The sequence below is a fragment of the Nonomuraea insulae genome, from assembly GCF_042656245.1.
Genome location: NZ_JBHSPA010000025.1, coordinates 1 through 15,433, shown reverse-complemented (window position 1 = coordinate 15,433; position 15,433 = coordinate 1). Strand labels below are relative to the sequence as shown.

Here is a 15,433-nt window from a genome sequence, read left to right as displayed (position 1 = left end):
ACGAACGTCTCGGCCCTTTACCGCGCTCAGAGGTTGTCTCTCCTGCACGTCGGGTAGTCGAGCGAAATGGAAATCACCCTGCAGGTGAACGGCGTGCCGCGCACGGTGGACGTGGATCCGCGGATGTCGCTGCTCGACCTGCTCCGCGAACGACTAGGCCTCATCGGTGCCAAGAAGGGCTGCGACCACGGCCAGTGCGGCGCGTGCACGGTGCTGATCGACGGGCGGCGGGCCAACTCCTGCCTGGCGCTGGCGGTGGCGGTGGACGGCTCGGAGGTCACCAGCGTCGAAGGGCTGGCGGACGGGGAGGACCTGCATCCGCTGCAGGCCGCGTTCATCGAGCACGACGCCTTCCAGTGCGGCTACTGCACGCCGGGCCAGCTCTGCGCGGCGGCCGGGATGCTGGGGGAGCCGGGCCCGAGCGCCGTCACCGAGGACATCCTCGTCGACCCCGACCTGACACCCGAGGAGATCAGCGAGCGCATGAGCGGCAACCTGTGCCGATGCGGCGCCTACGTCAACATCGTCAGCGCGATCGGCGAGGTGGCGCCGTGAAACCCTTCGAGTACGCCCGCGCGGCCAGCTCCTCCGAGGCCGTGCGCGGCTTCGGCCCCGGCACCATGTACCTGGGCGGCGGCACGAACCTGGTGGACCTCATGCGGCTGGGCGTGGCCGAGCCCGAACGCCTGGTGGACGTCAGCCGCCTGCCGCTCGACGCGATCGAGTCCGTGGGCGACCGCGTCCGCGTCGGCGCCACCGTGCGCAACAGCGACCTGGCCGCCGACCCCCTCATCCGCTCCCGCTACCCCATGCTGGCCAGGGCGGTGCTGACCGGCGCCTCCGGCCAGGTGCGCAACGTCGCCACGGTCGGCGGCAACCTGCTCCAGCGCACCCGCTGCACCTACTTCCAGGACGTCACCAGGCCCTGCAACAAACGCCGCCCGGGCTCCGGCTGCCCCGCCATCGCCGGCGACCACGCCAACCTGGCCATCCTCGGCGCCTCCGACGCCTGCGTGGCCACCCACCCCTCCGACATGGCCGTCGCCCTGGCCGCCCTGGAGGCCGAGGTGCACGTCACCGGCCCAGGCGGCGACCGCATCATCCCACTGCCCGGCCTGCACCGCCTGCCGGGCGAGGAGCCGGAGCGCGACACCGTGCTGCGGCCCGGCGACCTGATCACCTCCGTGGAGCTGCCGCCACCGCCCGCGGGCGCCACGCTCTACCGGAAGGTACGCGAGCGGGCGTCGTTCGCGTTCGCGCTGGTGTCCATCGCCGCCGTGCTCGACGTGGGCCCAGACGAGGGCGGTGGCGGCGTCGTCGCCGGCTGCCGCATCGCGCTCGGCGGCGTGGCCCACGTGCCGTGGCGGGCAGAGCGCGCGGAGCAGGCCCTGATCGGCGGGCCCGCGACCGGGGAGGCGTTCCTGGCGGCGGCCGAGGCCGAGCTCGAACAGGCCCGCCCGCTGCCGCGCAACGCCTTCAAGGTGCCGCTGGCCCGCAACCTGATCGTCGCCACGCTGGAGGAGCTCGCACCGTGAACCGCATCGAAGGCCGCGTCAAGGTCACGGGGCTGGCCACGTACGCGGCCGAATACCCGGCAGAGGGCCTCACCTACGCCTACGCCGTGCAGTCGCACATCGCCAAGGGCCGCGTCAAGCGCGTGGACGGCGGTCCCGCGCTCGAGATGCCCGGCGTGCTGGCCGTGTTGTCCTGCGAGGACCCGCCCCGGCTGGGCGAGAACGCCGAGGGCGAGCTGGCCCTGTTCCAGAGCCGCGAGGTCGCCTACCGCGGCCAGTTCGTCGCCGCCGTCGTCGCCGACACCTACGAGAACGCCCGCGCCGCCGCCGCGGCCGTCCGCGTCGACTACGACCCCGACGACCACGACGTCGGCCTGCGCGCCGACCACCCCGGCCTCTACCGGCCCGAGGTCGTCAACCCGAACTTCCCCTCCGACACGGGGAAGGGCGACATCGAGGCGGGCCTGGCGCTGGCCGCGACCACCATCGACGTCACCTACGAGACGCCCGTCCTGCACAACAACCCGATGGAGCCGCACGCGGCGCTGGCCTACTGGGATGAGGAGGGCAGGCTGCTGGTGTACGACACCGCGCAGGGCACCTCCCCGTCCCGCGACCTGATCGCCAGGACTCTGGGCCTGCCGCGGGAAGCGGTGCGGGTGGTGTCCAGGCACGTGGGCGGCGGCTTCGGCTGCAAGGGCAGCACCAGGCCGCAGGCGATCCTGGCCGCGCTGGCCGCCAGGGCCGTCGGCCGCCCGGTCAAGATCGCGCTGACCCGGCAGCAGATGTTCGACGTCACCGGCTACCGCACGCCCACGATCCAGCGGCTGCGGCTCGGCGCCGACTCCGACGGGCGGCTCACGGCGCTGGAGCACGTGGCGTACGAGCAGAGCTCCACGCTGGTCGAGTTCGCCGAGCAGACCACGACCCCGACCCGCATCATGTACGCCAGCCCCGCCCTGAGCACCGCCCACCGGCTCGTCCGGCTGGACGTGGCCACCCCGTCCTGGATGCGCGCCCCGGGCGAGTGCCCCGGCATGTACGCGCTGGAGTCCGCGATGGACGAGCTGGCCTACGCCGCCGGCCTGGACCCCGTCGAGCTGCGCGTGGTCAACGACCCGCGGACCGAGCCGGACAGCGGCCTGCCGTTCAGCTCCCGCAACCTGGTGGGCTGCCTGCGCGAGGGCGCCCACCGCTTCGGCTGGCAGCACCGCGACCCGGCGCCGGGGATCAGGCGCGACGGGGAGTGGCTGATCGGCACCGGCGTGGCGGCCTCCACCTACCCGGCCAGGCGGCGGCCGTCGAAGGCCGTGGCCACCGTGCGGGACGGCGACTTCCTGGTCCAGGTGGCCGCCGCCGACATCGGCACCGGCGCGCGTACCGTGCTGACCAGGATCGCGGCGAGCACGCTCGGCGTCGCGCCGGAGCGCGTGCACGTGGAGCTGGGCGACAGCGACCTGCCCGACGCGCCCGTCGCGGGCGGCTCCATGGGGACGGCCTCGTGGGGCACGGCGGTCGTGCGCGCCTGCGAGGAGCTCCAGCGCGACGGCAAGGAGGGCCGCGCCGACACCGCCGAGGAGATCGACGGCGACGCCGAGCTGTCCAGGCACGCCTTCGGCGCCCAGTTCGCCGAGGTGCGCGTCAGCTCCGTGACCGGCGAGGTCCGCGTCTCGCGGCTGCTGGGCGTCTTCGCCGCCGGGCACATCATGGACGCCAAGCTCGCCAGGTCGCAGTTTCTCGGCGGCATGACGATGGGCCTGGGCATGGCGCTGATGGAGGAGACGCTCACCGACGAGGAGTTCGGCGGCTTCCTCCACCGCGACCTGGCCCAGTACCACGTGCCCGCCAGCGCCGACGCGCAGGGCGTGGAGGCGGTCTGGCTGGACGAGCAGGACGGCGAGCTCAACCCGATGGGCAGCAAGGGCATCGGCGAGATCGGCATCGTCGGCACGGCCGCCGCGATCGGCAACGCCGTCTACCACGCCACCGGCCACCGCGTGCGTGAACTGCCCATCACCCCGGCGAAGATCCTCATGCCGAGGTTTTAACGCCCCTTGGCAAGGAAGAGGAGTTTCTCGTCAATGGCGGGAGGCCGCGTGAGGAACGAGTCGGACCAGGAACGCGCGGATCGCAACTTCATCGAGTTGCTGCAGGGCGCGCGCGTGGCGGTCACCGGGGTGCAGGTGTTGTTCGCGTTCCTGCTCACCGTGCCCTTCTCCTCCGGGTTCGCCCGGCTGGACTCGGGCGACCGCTGGTTGTACTACACGGCGCTGGTCAGCGCCGCCGTCGCGTCGATCTGCTACATCGCGCCGACCGCGCAGCACCGCGTGTTGTTCCGGCAGGGCCGCAAGGAGACCCTGGTACGCCGCTCCAACCTCTACGGCATCCTCGGCGCGCTCGCCCTGGCGGCGTCGATGACCACGGCCACCATGTTCGTGATCGACTACCTGTTCGACGCGACGCTGGCCCTGGTCACCGCGGGCCTGCTGGCCGCGCTGGCCCTGTGGACCTGGTTCGGCCAGCTGGCGCTCAACCGCTCGGATCAGTCCCCGGAGGAGGAGTCCTCTGACGGCAGCCCCGTGTCGTCGTCGGAGGAGCGGCGCCCGTAGGCGGCCCGCGCCACCATGTACGCCGCCACCGACACCGTGACCACCTGCGAGATGCCCACCAGCAGCAACGGCCCCGCGTTCGACCAGGTGGGCCGGTGCAGCCACATCGCCAGCAGCACCAGCAGCACCCCCAGCACCTGTGGTTTCGTGCCCGCGTGCATGCGGTCCAGCGTGGTACGGAAGCGCACCAGCCCCGCCCCAGCCGACAACCCCAGCAGCGCCCCCGTCAGCAGGCAGACCGCCCCCGCCACGTCCAGCACGCTCACCGCGGCCCCTCTCCCGTCTGGCCGGAGAAGAACCGGGCCAGCGACACCGACCCGACGAACCCCAGCAGTGACAGCACCAGCAGGATCGGCAGGTCCGAATAGTCGTCCCTGGCCACGGCGAACGCCCCGACCCCGCACATCGACAACGACGTGAACACATCCAGCGCCACCGCCCGGTCCAGCATCGACGGCCCCCGCCCCGCCCGGTAGAGCGAGGCCGCCGCCCCGCAGCCCAGCAGGGCGAGCGTCACCAGGTACACCACGCTCACGGCAACTCCTCCCGATCCCGGCGGGTGCCGAAGGCCGCCACGATGCGCGACTCCAGCCCCGCCACGTCCGCCCGCGTCGCCTCGGAGACGTCGCCGGACAGACCCAGCACGTGCAGCAGCAGCTCCCCCGGATAGCGCTCCACGACCAGGCTGCCCGGCATGGTGGACAGCGTGATCATGATCATCACGGTCATGGCCTCGGAGGACGTGCGCAGCGGCACCCGTACGAGCTGGGCCGGCGGCTGTCCAGGATGCGCCACCCAGAACACCACCCGCACGGTCGAGATCACCATGTCCCACCCGAAGCACAGCAGGAACCTGACCAGCGCGGCCGGATGCACGCGGACGCCCGGGTCGAGGGCGGGCAGCGGCAGCAGCCACGTCACCACCAGCCCGGTCGCCAGGCCGCCCAGCACGTTGCCCACAGACAGGTCGCCCCACAACGTCACCCACACCAGCGCCAGCCAGGCCACCAGCGGCAGCGGTACGGGCCGCCCGAGCAGCCGCGGCGCCAGCATCCTCACGGGTGCCTCCCCAGGACGGCCGACACGTACGGCTCGCGCGCCAGCAGCTCAGCGGCTGCCCGCTCGGCCAGCGCCGACAGCGGCCCGGCCAGCACCGTGAACGCCAGCCCGAGCGCCACCAGCGCCGACACCGACACCGCCAGCGCCACCGGCAGCGCGGTCGTGGTCACGGTCGGGTCCTCGCCGGTGTACTCCTCGCTCTCCACGACCCGGCCCACCCGATCGGCCCGCGGTCCCCGCCAGAACGCCTTGCCCCAGGTCTTCGCGATCGCGTACAACGTGAGCAGACTCGTCACCAGCCCCCCGGCCACCAGCGTCACCGGCAGCCACCCCCCGTGCGCCAGCCCCGCCTGCACCAGCATCAGCTTGCCCAGGAACCCCGACATGGGCGGAATGCCGGAAAGGTTCATCGCGGGGATGAAGAACAGCACCGCGATCAGCGGCGTCGCCGTCATCAGCCCGCCCAGCCGGTTCACCGACGTCGTCCCGGTACGCCGCTCCACCATCCCGGTCACCAGGAACAGGCTCGTCTGCACGGTGATGTGGTGCACCACGTAGAAGATCGCCCCCGCCATCCCCGCCACCGTGGACAGGGCCACCCCGAACACCATGTACCCGATGTGGCTGACCAGCGTGAAGGAGAGCATCCGTTTCATGTCGGTCTGCGCGACCGCGCCCAGCACCCCGGCCAGCATCGTGGCCAGCGCCACCCACATCAGCAACGTCGAGACCGGCCCGCCGGGGAACAGCAGCGCCTCCAGCCGGATGATCGAGTACACGCCGACCTTGGTGAGCAGCCCGGCGAACACCGCCGTGGCCGGGGCGGGCGCGGTCGGGTAGGAGTCGGGCAGCCACGCCGACATGGGGAAGATCGCCGCCTTGATCGCGAACGCCAGCAGCAGCGTCAGCTCCACCAGCACCTTCACCTGCTCGGGCAGCGTGGCGAACCGCTCGGTGAGCTGCGCCATCGACAACGTCCCCGTGGCGCCGTAGGTGATGGCCAGCGCGATCAGGAACAACATCGACGAGGCCAGCGCCATCAGCGTGTACGTGGCCCCCGCCCGGATCCTGGCCTCCGTGCCGCCGAACGTGAGCAGCACGTACGAGCCGCTCAGCAGCAGCTCGAACGCCACGAACAGGTTGAACAGGTCCCCCGACAGGAACGCGTCCGCCACCCCTGCCACCATCACCAGGAACGCCGGATGGAAGATCGCCATCGGCGCGTCGTGCTCCTGCTCGTCGTAGGCGTTGACGACCGAGTACACCATCACGCACAACGTCACCGCGGACGACACCACCAGCACCAGCGTCGAGAGCCGGTCGGCGACCAGGCAGATGCCGATCGGCGCGGGCCAGCCGCCCAGCTCCGTCACCAGCGGGCCGCGCGAGTCGGCCGCGACCAGCAGCACCGCCGACACGACCAGCGAGAGACTCAGCGTGACCAGGCTGATGAGCGACTGCAGGCGGCGCAGCCGCCCGCCGATCGCCAGCTTCACCCCCGCGGCCAGCAGCGGCAGCAGCACGGGCACGCAGACCAGGCTCTCCAGCGGGATCGGGACGTCCATGGGTCAGTCGTCGCCCTCCAGCTCGGGATCCCGCGCGAGGGCCTGCCGCTCGCGCCCCCTCCTGATGGCCGACCGCAGCTGCTTGCGCGCTTCCCGCTGGCGGGCCTTGAGCTGCTTGCGCAGCGCCTTCTTCCTGGCCGCCTGCTCCGCCCGCCCGCGTTCGTGCTCCTCGCGCAACTGCTCGATGCGCTCGACGTTGGACACCGCGCCGACGTCCGCGCGCAGTCCCGCCTCCTCCAGGCGGCCCTGCAACTCCTCCTCCGACACGCCCTCGCTCCTCAGCCCACGCATCCACTGGTCGAGCTCGGTGTGCACGCGGGCGATGCGCTGCTCCAGGTCGGCCTCCTCCAGCCGCTCCCGCTCGGCCTGCTCGGCCTCCATGTTCGCCAGCTCCGCCCGCTGCTCCACGACCAGCCGCCGGTAGTCCTCCCGCCTGGCGCGTACGGCGTCGCCCAGCTCACCGCGCCGGGCGCGCAGCCGGATCCGGCGGTCCTCGGTGTCGTCCTGGACCTCGTCGCTGCCGGTGAGCTGCCACGAGCGGTGCACCAGGGCCAGCAGGAACGCCGTCACGCCCAGCGTGATCACGATGGCGGTCAGCACCATGGCCTGCGGCAGCGGATCGGCCATCCCCGGCAGGTCGGTGAAGGGCGGGCCGCCCGCGTCGCCTCCGGCGGTGACGATCAGCAGGTTCACGCCGTTGCCGAGCACGATGACGCCCGCCAGCACCCGCACGAGGCTGCGCTCCAGCAGCAGCGTCACCCCGACGGTGATCATCACGCCGCAGGCCGCGAACGGCACCAGGGAGACGCTGCTCACGCGCTCTCCCCGGTGTCGACCTCTTCTGTGTCGATCTGCCGGTCCAGCTCGGCCCCCAGGCCACGCAGCACGTCCTGGACCATGCCGATCACCGACACGTACACGCCCAGGTCGAACACCAGCCCCGTGGACAGGTGCACGTGCCCCACCAGCGGCACGCTCACCTCCGTGTCCAGCATGTCCAGCGCCGCCCGCCCGAACAGCAGCCCGATCAGCGCCGTGCCCGCCGACAACGTCAGCCCCGCGCCCATCAGCACGCCCGCGTGCACCGGCACCGCCGTGGCCAGCTCGTTCCTGCCGCCCGCCAGATACCGCACCGTGATCGCCAGCCCGGCAACGATCCCGCCCGCGAACCCGCCGCCCACCCCGCTGTGCCCGATGAACAGCAGGAACACCGACAACGCCAGCACCGTGTGGAACGTCAGCCGCGCCGCCACCTCGAACGCCAGCGCCCGCTGCCCGCGCGGCAGCGTCGCCGCCAGCCAGTGCGTGCGCCCCTCGGCCCGGTGCCCGGCCTGACTCCGCTCGATGCTGAACGACCTGCGCCGCAGGAACACCAGGCTCGTCACGCCCAGCGTCAGCACGATGAGCACCGCGCTCTCGCCCAGGGTGTCCCAGGCGCGGATGTCGAGGATGAGGGCGCTGACGATGTTGCGGGCGCCCGCCTCCTCGGCCGCGGGGCCCATCAGCAGGCCGACGGGCTCGGTGCCCCGCGCGGCCATGGCCAGCATGCCCCCGCCCGTGGCCACCACGCCCACCGCCAGCCCCAGCCCCAGCCGGAACGCCATCGGCAGCCGCCCCTTGACCGGATCGATCGGCAGCCGCCGCAGCACCAGCGCGAACACCACCAGGCTCAGCGTCTCGGCCAGGAACTGGGTCAGCGCCAGGTCGGGGGAGCCGTGGGCGAGGAACAGCAACGCGGTGCCGTACCCCGTGAGGCCGATGAGGAGGGCCAGCAGGATGTACGCCCGCGCGAACAACGTCAGGACGGCCGCCGCCACCAGCAGGACGGCGACCACGGGCTGCTCGGGGCGCTGCCAGGGCACGACGGGAACGTCCAGGTGGGGGTGGCCGCCGTACACGATGGAGAACAGGCCCACGCCGACCGTCGCCAGCAGCGTCAGCATCAGGTAGTCGGGGACGGAACCCCGCTGGATGAAACCGGTGAGCTGGATCGCGAACCGGTCCAGCCGCCGCACGGCCGCCCAGAACACCTGGCCCGAGTCCACCACGTGCAGCGCCGCGCCCGCCCGCGCCACCGGCGCCGCGGCCAGGAACAACACCACCCCGGCCGCCAGCGCCGCCGCGGACAGCAGCAGCGGCAGGGAGGGGCCGCTCCAGGCCGCCAGGTGGGAATGGTGGCCCGGGTCGCGGAACGTGCCGGTGTAGCCGGACATCGTGCCCGCGTACCAGGAGGCCAGGGGCGTGAACACCAGCCCCAGCACCGACAGCAGCGCGGCCGGCGCGAACATGGCCACCGGCACCCGGTGCACGTCTCCGGCCGGCCCGCCGGAGAACCCGCCCCACAGGAACCGCAGCGTGTACGCCGCCGTCAGCGCCGACCCCGCCACCACCACCGCCAGCACCGGCGGCGTGTCCAGCAGCGCCTCCAGCGCCGCCTCCTTCCCGGCGAACCCCGCCAGCGGCGGCAGACCCGCCATCGACGACCCCGCCAGCACCGCCGCCGCGCACACCCACGGCATGGCCCGGCCCACCCCGCTCAGCTCGCGCAGGTCCCGGCTGCCCGCCGCGTGGTCCACGATGCCCACCACCAGGAACAACGCCGCCTTGAACAATGCGTGCGCCAGCAACATGCCCACGCCCGCCAGCGCCGCCCCCTCGGTCCCCGAGCCGAACAACACCACCAAGAACCCGAGCTGACTCACCGTGCCGTAGGCCAGCAGCCGCTTCAGATCGTTCTCCCGCAACGCCCGCCACCCGCCCAGCAGCATCGTCACCAGCCCCAGCGGCACCGCCAGCGCCCGCCACAACGTCACGTCGCCGAAGGCGGTGCCGAGCCTGGCCAGCAGGTACACCCCGGCCTTCACCATGGCCGCCGCGTGCAGGTACGCCGAGACGGGCGTGGGCGCGGCCATCGCGGCCGGCAGCCACAGGCTGAACGGGAAGACGGCCGACTTCGACAGCGCGCCCGTCAGGATCAGCACCACGGCGACCGGCGCGAGGTCCGGGGGATGGGCGAGGATCTGCGAGATCTGGTACGTGCCCGCCGCCTGGCCCAGCAGCACGAAACCGGCCAGCATGGCCAGGCCGCCGAACGTGGTGACCCCCAGCGCCTTCATCGCGGCCTGCCTGCTGACGCGGCTGCGCGGGTCGTACCCGATGAGCAGGTAGGAGAAGACGGTGGTGAGCTCCCAGAACACGTACAGCAGGAGCAGGTCGTCGGCCGTGACCAGGCCCAGCATCGACCCGGCGAAGGCCACCATCACGCCGCCGTAGCGGCCGAGGGCCTCATCGCCCTCGGGGAAGTAGCGGGCGCTGTAACACAACACGAGCACGCCGACCCCGGTGACCAGCGCCATCATCAGCAGGGTCAGGGGGTCGGCGCGGAAGGACAACTCCAGGCCCATCGCCGGGGCCCAGGGGGTGCTCTCCCGCGCGGGCAGCCCGCGCACCCCCAGCCAGATCGCGTAGCCGAACGCGGCGGCCGGGGGGAGCGCCAGGAGGGCGAAGGAGGCCCGGCCCAGGCGGGCGACCAGCCAGGGAGCGCAGGCCGCCGCGACCGCGTGCAGGATCAGCAGCGACTCCATGGGCTCCTCGGGCGGGAATTTCCGGCTACGTCAGCCCAATCTCTCCCACCGCGCGACCCTGACCGCGCAGGCGCGGCCAGGGTTGACCAGTCCGAGGTGCGGGACTGGCTCAGGCCTTGTCGTCGCAGCTGCCCGCTTGTGGCGCCTTGGCCGTGATCAGGTAGCGGTCCACCTTGCGGTCCAGGCAGGCCGAACCCCTGCCGTACCCGGTGTGGCCGTCGGCGTCGTTGGTGAGCAGCACGCCCTTCGACAACTGCGCCGCCAGCGCCTTGGCCTCCTTGTACGGCGTCGCCGGGTCACGCGTCGTGCCCACGACCACGATCGGCGGCGAGCCCTTGGCGTGCACCTTCTTCGGGTAGCGGGTGCCCTTGACCGGCCAGTTCGAGCAGGGGCTCTCCGGGTGGTCGACACAGTTGATGGCCATGAGGGCCTCGAAGCTGTTGTCGTACCTGCCGGTCGGCAGCCGCCCGTTGCTCTCGTCGGACAGCAGCAACATCCTGGTGCCGTCGCCCTTGTACGCGTGCGTCAGCGCCTGGCGCAGCCGGGGCCAGTTCGCCGTCATGTACATCGAGTAGTCCACCGCGCTGCGCACGACGGCCTCGGTGACCTGCCTGCCGTCGTACTCGTTGCGCAGCGGCGCCTCGTCCGCCCTGGCGTACAGCTTGTCGAGCTGCTTCAGCGCCGCCTTGACCGTGTGGCCGCGGAACGGGCAGTCCTTCTGCTTGAAACAGTCCCGCAGGAACGACGCCGTCGCCACCTCGAACCCGTGGTCCTGGTCACGCTGGAAGTCCGCGGCCTGCTGCGAGGGGTCCTCGGCGCCGTCCAGCGTCATCGCCCTGATCCGCTTCGGGAACAGCTCGGCGTAGATCGAGCCGAGGTAGGTGCCGTAGGAGAAGCCCAGGTACGTCAGGCGCTCGTCGCCCAGTGCGGCCCGCAGCACATCCATGTCCCGGGCCGAGTCCACCGTGCTCACGTGGGCCAGCAACTGCTTGCCGGAATTCGCCGTGCAATTCTTGGCGAATGCTTTGTCCCAGCTTTCCGCCCGCTTGACCTCAGTTCGCGTGTCCGGAGTGGGGTCGAGCGCGAAATAGGCGTCGAGACCGAGAGTGCCCATGCAACGGACCGGTGAGGACCCGCCAACGCCGCGCGGATCGAAGCTGACGACGTCGAACCGCTCCCTGATGGCCGGGGAGACCACGTTTTTGCTCGCCTTCAGCGAATCCACGCCAGAGGCGCCGGGACCGCCGAAGTTGAGCACGATCGAACCGACCTTCTTGCCGGTGGCCGGCAGGCGCGCCATGCTGATCGCAATCTGCTTGCCCGCGGGCTTCGAATAGTCCAGTGGCACCGCCGCTTTCGCGCACTCGTAACCGTTGCCGCACCCGGACCAGGTGGGACGCTGACTGTAATAACCGTCAAGCCTGTCCGGCGCAGCCGCCCGCGCCGTGCCGGTCAAACCCGTCACGGCGATCAGGCCTGCGATCACAGGCGTAATGACTTTGCTTGGACGTCGCATACTCATAAGGTGATTGGCGAACCTTGCGCCGCCCTTTATAGGCGCTCATGGAGATCCATAGCAAGTCGGAGCCGATCCTTTACCATTAGCGATTCCCCGCAACAATGAGACCCATGGGCTTTGCGGGGCCCCCGGGAAATCGAGGCGGCGCCTCGATTCCCCAGGTTCCCGCCCGTTGCCCGGTTACCGGCTGGGCCGTTGGGAGCCCGCCCCAAGCGGGCCTCGCTGTCGCTCGGGCGCCCTCATCACGTCGCGGCCCGGCTGAGAGGCGGGCGGTGCGCCCAGGTGGCCCAGCGCCAGAGCCACTCAAGGGGGCCTTGGCGGTAGCGGCGCAGCCAGAGGGTGGACACCAGCCACTGGGCCGCGAGGATGGCTCCCGCGGCCAGGAACGCCGTTCGCGCGGACTGGCCGATCGGCAGGCCGAGGATGTGACCGGCCGCCAGGACGAGGAGTGTGGCGGTCAGATAGTTGGTCAGCGCCATCCGGCCCAGTGGCGCGAAGACGGCCTGCAGGGCCGGGCGCAGCGGCGTTCGGAGCAGGACGAGCAGGGCGCACACGTACACGCCGGTGAGCAGCAGATCGGCCAGGCTGGAGGTGAAGGACGGCTGCGTCGTGTCCGCCCCGGTGCCGGCCGCTGCCCACAGGGCGCAGGCCGCGCCCGCCGCGAAGGCCAGGCCCAGCAGGAGCGGCCCTCGGGCGGAGCGCTCGATCTTTTCGACGACCCCGTAACGGACCAGTGCCGAGCCCAGCAGGAACAACCCGGCGATCAGCAGGGGCCCGCCCCCGCCGATCAGCGCTGCCGGGATGAGCGCGGCGGCGAGGCCGGCCACGGCCCACCGCGGCAGCCAGGACGAGGGCAGCAGCACCAGCATGCCGACGATGGCGTACTTGGTCAGGATTTCGCCCGGCCACAGCAGCATGTGCACGAGGCCGATCGCGAGCAGCGCCACCAGCCGGCGCAGCAGGACCAGCCGTGGGCGGGGGACGCGGTTGGCGGCGGAGCCCAGCAGCAGCGAGAACCCGATACCGAACAGCAGGGAGAAGGTCGGGAGCCCGAGCCAGGGGTCCCAGTCGCCCATGGGCTTCGTCACGACCGCGGTGCCGTGGTTGGCGATCAGCTGGATGTTGGCGAGCAGGATCTCGCACAGGGTGAGCCCGCGCAGCACGTCGAGCGCGATGATCCGGGATCGATCGGAGGGGTGCGATGGCGGGGGGAGAGCTTCGCGTGGCATGGGCCTCACCCTGCAGGGCCGCCCGGGGGGAGGGCATCGGTTGAAAGCAGGGGTGCACGGCGTCCGAGATCGTACTTTCGGCCGGTCTTGGCAAAGAAGTAGGTTCATCCTCGGGCCGGTGATCGCCATTACGCATGAAGGGCTCCGACCTTAGCGCCCGTGTACAAACTGGTCGTCAGGTCGATTGGGGAGATGAGGATCGTGCGAGTCGTCGTCCCATGAGGATGATCATCGCCCACAGCACCATGGCCTCGTGATGTTCCGATAACCGTTCATAGTCTCGTAAGCACCGCCTGCGCTGGGAGATCCACGACAGCGTCCTCTCGCTTGGTGCCCTGCACCTTCTTGGCCGCGTCATATCCGCGCGAGCCGGCCGCGACGGTCTCGGCGGCCCGCAGCGATTGTGAGTCGATGATCCCCGCGCTGGGTTCTCGCTCCTGCGCCACGGCGCCGGCCACCGCTGGCCGGTCGTCGCGTTCGGCTGGCCATGTACGACCTCGGCTGGTGGATCCCCTTTCGGGCTGAGAAGCGGGCCGCCCAGCACCAAGCTGCATAGTGCACCATGGACGCGCAATCCTGAAGGGCACCGGGCCAACCGGTAATTGTGCGTGGCTCATGCGAGGCGGCGGGGCGACCCTGCCAGGACAGGAGCCGTGCTCTCCGCAGATCGGGGAGGTCCCCACGCGCCCAATACTCAGAGAAGGCACCTTTGCCTATCGCGACAAGACGCACCTGGGCCACCGTCATCTCGCTAGTCCTCGCGCTGTCCACCGTCACCGTGACGGTGCCGGCCAGTGCCTCATCCGCCGATATCCCCGACTACGACGTCGTATTCGACACCAGCGACAACACCTCCAGCAACAAGGGCGAAGATGTGACCTGCCCCACGGGCACACGCGTGCTCGGCACGGGAGCCCAGATCCTGGGCCCGAGCGGCAAGGTCGTCATCGACGAGGTGATACCCACGACATACACGGTCAGCGCGTTCGGGGTCGAGACCGAAGCGGGCACCTCGTCCGCCTGGATGATCCGCGTGTGGGCCGTCTGCGGCGACCCGGACGAAGCGACCAGGATCGTCAGCCGGGAAGCCCCACGCAACGGGCTCCTCCCCCTGACCGTCACCTGTGACCACCCCGGTGAGTTCATGCTCGGCACCGGCTACCAACTCGACGGAGCTGCAGGCAAGGCCGTCGTCGACTACGTAAAGCCGCAGCTCAACTCGGTTAACGGCCATGCAACGTGGATTTCCTCGTCGGCGGCACCGTCCTGGACGCTGCGGATGTATGCGATATGCGCGGAAGACGCACCACCGGGGCTGTGGGTCTACCACAAGTCCACTGTGAACACCCCGGACTCCACTCTGCCCAGCAAGGAGATCGAGGTGGGCTGCGGCGCTGCCGGTGACAGGCAGGTGGTCCTGGGGACCGGGTTCTCCGTCGAGGACAGCATCGGGACCGTTCCGACCACCGACATCACCCTCGACTATCTGATCCCGACCAGCGAGAAGGTCGAGGCCCGGGCGGCGGAGGTAGTGCCCGACGGCAGGTACTGGAACCTCGTGGTCTACGCGATCTGCGCCTTCGAGGATTAACACCGCAAAGACCAGGAGGCCGGCCACGGGCAACGCGGGAACCCCGCTGCCCGTGGCCGTCGCAGCGCACAAAGGATCGATTTACCAGTGGAGCCGATCTTTGAGCTGTTGATCGCCAATCGATCAGGCTGCCTCTCGGATCAGTGATCAAGCAGTGAGGGCCAAAGCCTAAGTGCCCGTGTACAAGACTGATCCCTGCGCTTGCTGCGTAGGGCCGATATCGGGCGAACTGTGACATAGAGCGAATATCCTGCGACATAAAGTGACCTTCCGGTAGCAATGGTGGTATTCAGCCCCATCACCAACCGGAAGGTCTGCCGCCGTTGTACGCCACTGCTCCCATCGCTGTCTCCTGTAACGAAGAAACTTCCTGCTCATGCGTGGCCTGCCGGTACGGCCGCGGAGCCGACCACCACACCTCGCTACACCACCGACATGGGTGACGGGGAATGGCAGGCCATCAGGCCGTTGATGCCCTGGCCGGCCTGGTTGCACGGCAACGGCGGACGACCCGAGAAGTACTGCCGCCGCCTGATCATGGACGCCATCCGGTACGTGGTCGACAACGGGATCAAGTGGCGCAATCTGCCCGCCGACTTCCTGGCGCACCATTCACTCGATCTTCACGCGCTGGTGGCAGGACGGTGATCTCTACGCACTCCACAATGACCTGCGCGAACAGGTCCGGATAGCCGACGGACGCGAGCGAGAACCCAGCGCGGGGATCATCGACTCACAATCGCTGCGGGCCGCCGAGACCGTC

General features: G+C 70.7%; 14 protein-coding genes. 6 read left to right on the top strand and 8 right to left on the bottom strand.

Annotated features, from left to right (window positions below):
• The first annotated feature begins 66 nt into the window (after positions 1-66).
• From ACFPZ3_RS21150 to ACFPZ3_RS21135, 4 genes are read left to right on the top strand one after another with little or no spacing between them, the layout of a single operon-like run.
• Complete coding sequence (locus ACFPZ3_RS21150) at positions 67-555, top strand: (2Fe-2S)-binding protein (RefSeq protein ID WP_379515896.1); 489 nt, start codon at positions 67-69, stop codon at positions 553-555.
• Positions 552-1,535, top strand: coding sequence for an FAD binding domain-containing protein (locus ACFPZ3_RS21145; RefSeq protein WP_379515895.1), 984 nt, complete (start codon positions 552-554; stop codon positions 1,533-1,535). The genes ACFPZ3_RS21150 and ACFPZ3_RS21145 overlap by 4 nt, the downstream gene beginning before the upstream one ends.
• Positions 1,532-3,562, top strand: a complete 2,031-nt coding sequence (locus tag ACFPZ3_RS21140; RefSeq protein ID WP_379515894.1) for a xanthine dehydrogenase family protein molybdopterin-binding subunit — start codon at positions 1,532-1,534, stop codon at positions 3,560-3,562. The genes ACFPZ3_RS21145 and ACFPZ3_RS21140 overlap by 4 nt, the downstream gene beginning before the upstream one ends.
• A 48-nt stretch (positions 3,563-3,610) precedes the next feature.
• Positions 3,611-4,123: a DUF6328 family protein gene (locus ACFPZ3_RS21135; RefSeq protein WP_379515893.1), complete on the top strand. Its 513-nt coding sequence runs from the start codon at positions 3,611-3,613 to the stop codon at positions 4,121-4,123.
• Here ACFPZ3_RS21135 and ACFPZ3_RS21130 read toward each other — a convergent pair.
• From ACFPZ3_RS21130 to ACFPZ3_RS21095, 8 genes are all read right to left on the bottom strand, one after another.
• Entirely contained in the window at positions 4,057-4,389 is a 333-nt protein-coding gene (locus ACFPZ3_RS21130) for a cation:proton antiporter (protein ID WP_379515892.1), read from the bottom strand. The two genes, ACFPZ3_RS21135 and ACFPZ3_RS21130, sit on opposite strands and share 67 nt — an antisense overlap.
• Positions 4,386-4,658 carry an MrpF/PhaF family protein gene (locus ACFPZ3_RS21125; RefSeq protein ID WP_379515891.1) on the bottom strand — a complete coding sequence of 91 codons (273 nt, stop codon included), beginning with the start codon at positions 4,656-4,658 and terminating at the stop codon, positions 4,386-4,388. Before ACFPZ3_RS21125 ends, ACFPZ3_RS21130 begins: the two co-directional genes overlap by 4 nt.
• On the bottom strand, positions 4,655-5,176 hold the full coding sequence (locus ACFPZ3_RS21120) for a Na+/H+ antiporter subunit E (protein ID WP_379516057.1): 522 nt from the start codon (positions 5,174-5,176) through the stop codon (positions 4,655-4,657). The genes ACFPZ3_RS21125 and ACFPZ3_RS21120 overlap by 4 nt, the downstream gene beginning before the upstream one ends.
• A gap of 2 nt (positions 5,177-5,178) precedes the next feature.
• Positions 5,179-6,747, bottom strand: coding sequence for a Na+/H+ antiporter subunit D (locus tag ACFPZ3_RS21115; RefSeq protein ID WP_379515890.1), 1,569 nt, complete (start codon positions 6,745-6,747; stop codon positions 5,179-5,181).
• A gap of 3 nt (positions 6,748-6,750) precedes the next feature.
• Positions 6,751-7,563, bottom strand: coding sequence for a Na(+)/H(+) antiporter subunit C (locus ACFPZ3_RS21110; protein ID WP_379515889.1), 813 nt, complete (start codon positions 7,561-7,563; stop codon positions 6,751-6,753).
• Entirely contained in the window at positions 7,560-10,331 is a 2,772-nt protein-coding gene (locus ACFPZ3_RS21105) for a Na+/H+ antiporter subunit A (protein ID WP_379515888.1), read from the bottom strand. Before ACFPZ3_RS21105 ends, ACFPZ3_RS21110 begins: the two co-directional genes overlap by 4 nt.
• A gap of 109 nt (positions 10,332-10,440) precedes the next feature.
• Positions 10,441-11,817: an alpha/beta hydrolase gene (locus tag ACFPZ3_RS21100; protein ID WP_379515887.1), complete on the bottom strand. Its 1,377-nt coding sequence runs from the start codon at positions 11,815-11,817 to the stop codon at positions 10,441-10,443.
• Between the two features lie 275 nt (positions 11,818-12,092).
• On the bottom strand, positions 12,093-13,079 hold the full coding sequence (locus tag ACFPZ3_RS21095) for a DUF418 domain-containing protein (protein ID WP_379515886.1): 987 nt from the start codon (positions 13,077-13,079) through the stop codon (positions 12,093-12,095).
• A 709-nt stretch (positions 13,080-13,788) separates the two neighbouring features.
• Here ACFPZ3_RS21095 and ACFPZ3_RS21090 point away from each other — a divergent pair.
• Both ACFPZ3_RS21090 and ACFPZ3_RS21085 read left to right on the top strand, forming a co-directional pair.
• Positions 13,789-14,670 (top strand): hypothetical protein, encoded by an 882-nt coding sequence (locus ACFPZ3_RS21090; protein ID WP_379515885.1) that lies wholly within the window; start codon positions 13,789-13,791, stop codon positions 14,668-14,670.
• 435 nt (positions 14,671-15,105) lie between these two features.
• Positions 15,106-15,318: a transposase gene (locus ACFPZ3_RS21085; protein ID WP_379515884.1), complete on the top strand. Its 213-nt coding sequence runs from the start codon at positions 15,106-15,108 to the stop codon at positions 15,316-15,318.
• The last annotated feature ends 115 nt before the right edge of the window (positions 15,319-15,433 follow it).

Coding starts and splice junctions, on each gene's coding strand:
- ACFPZ3_RS21150 (WP_379515896.1), top strand. CDS start 67: ATGGAAATCACCCTGCAGGTGAACGGCGTGCCGCGCACGGTGGACGTG.
- ACFPZ3_RS21120 (WP_379516057.1), bottom strand. CDS start 5,176: ATGCTGGCGCCGCGGCTGCTCGGGCGGCCCGTACCGCTGCCGCTGGTG.
- ACFPZ3_RS21115 (WP_379515890.1), bottom strand. CDS start 6,747: ATGGACGTCCCGATCCCGCTGGAGAGCCTGGTCTGCGTGCCCGTGCTG.
- ACFPZ3_RS21105 (WP_379515888.1), bottom strand. CDS start 10,331: ATGGAGTCGCTGCTGATCCTGCACGCGGTCGCGGCGGCCTGCGCTCCC.
- ACFPZ3_RS21095 (WP_379515886.1), bottom strand. CDS start 13,079: ATGCCACGCGAAGCTCTCCCCCCGCCATCGCACCCCTCCGATCGATCC.
- ACFPZ3_RS21085 (WP_379515884.1), top strand. CDS start 15,106: ATGGGTGACGGGGAATGGCAGGCCATCAGGCCGTTGATGCCCTGGCCG.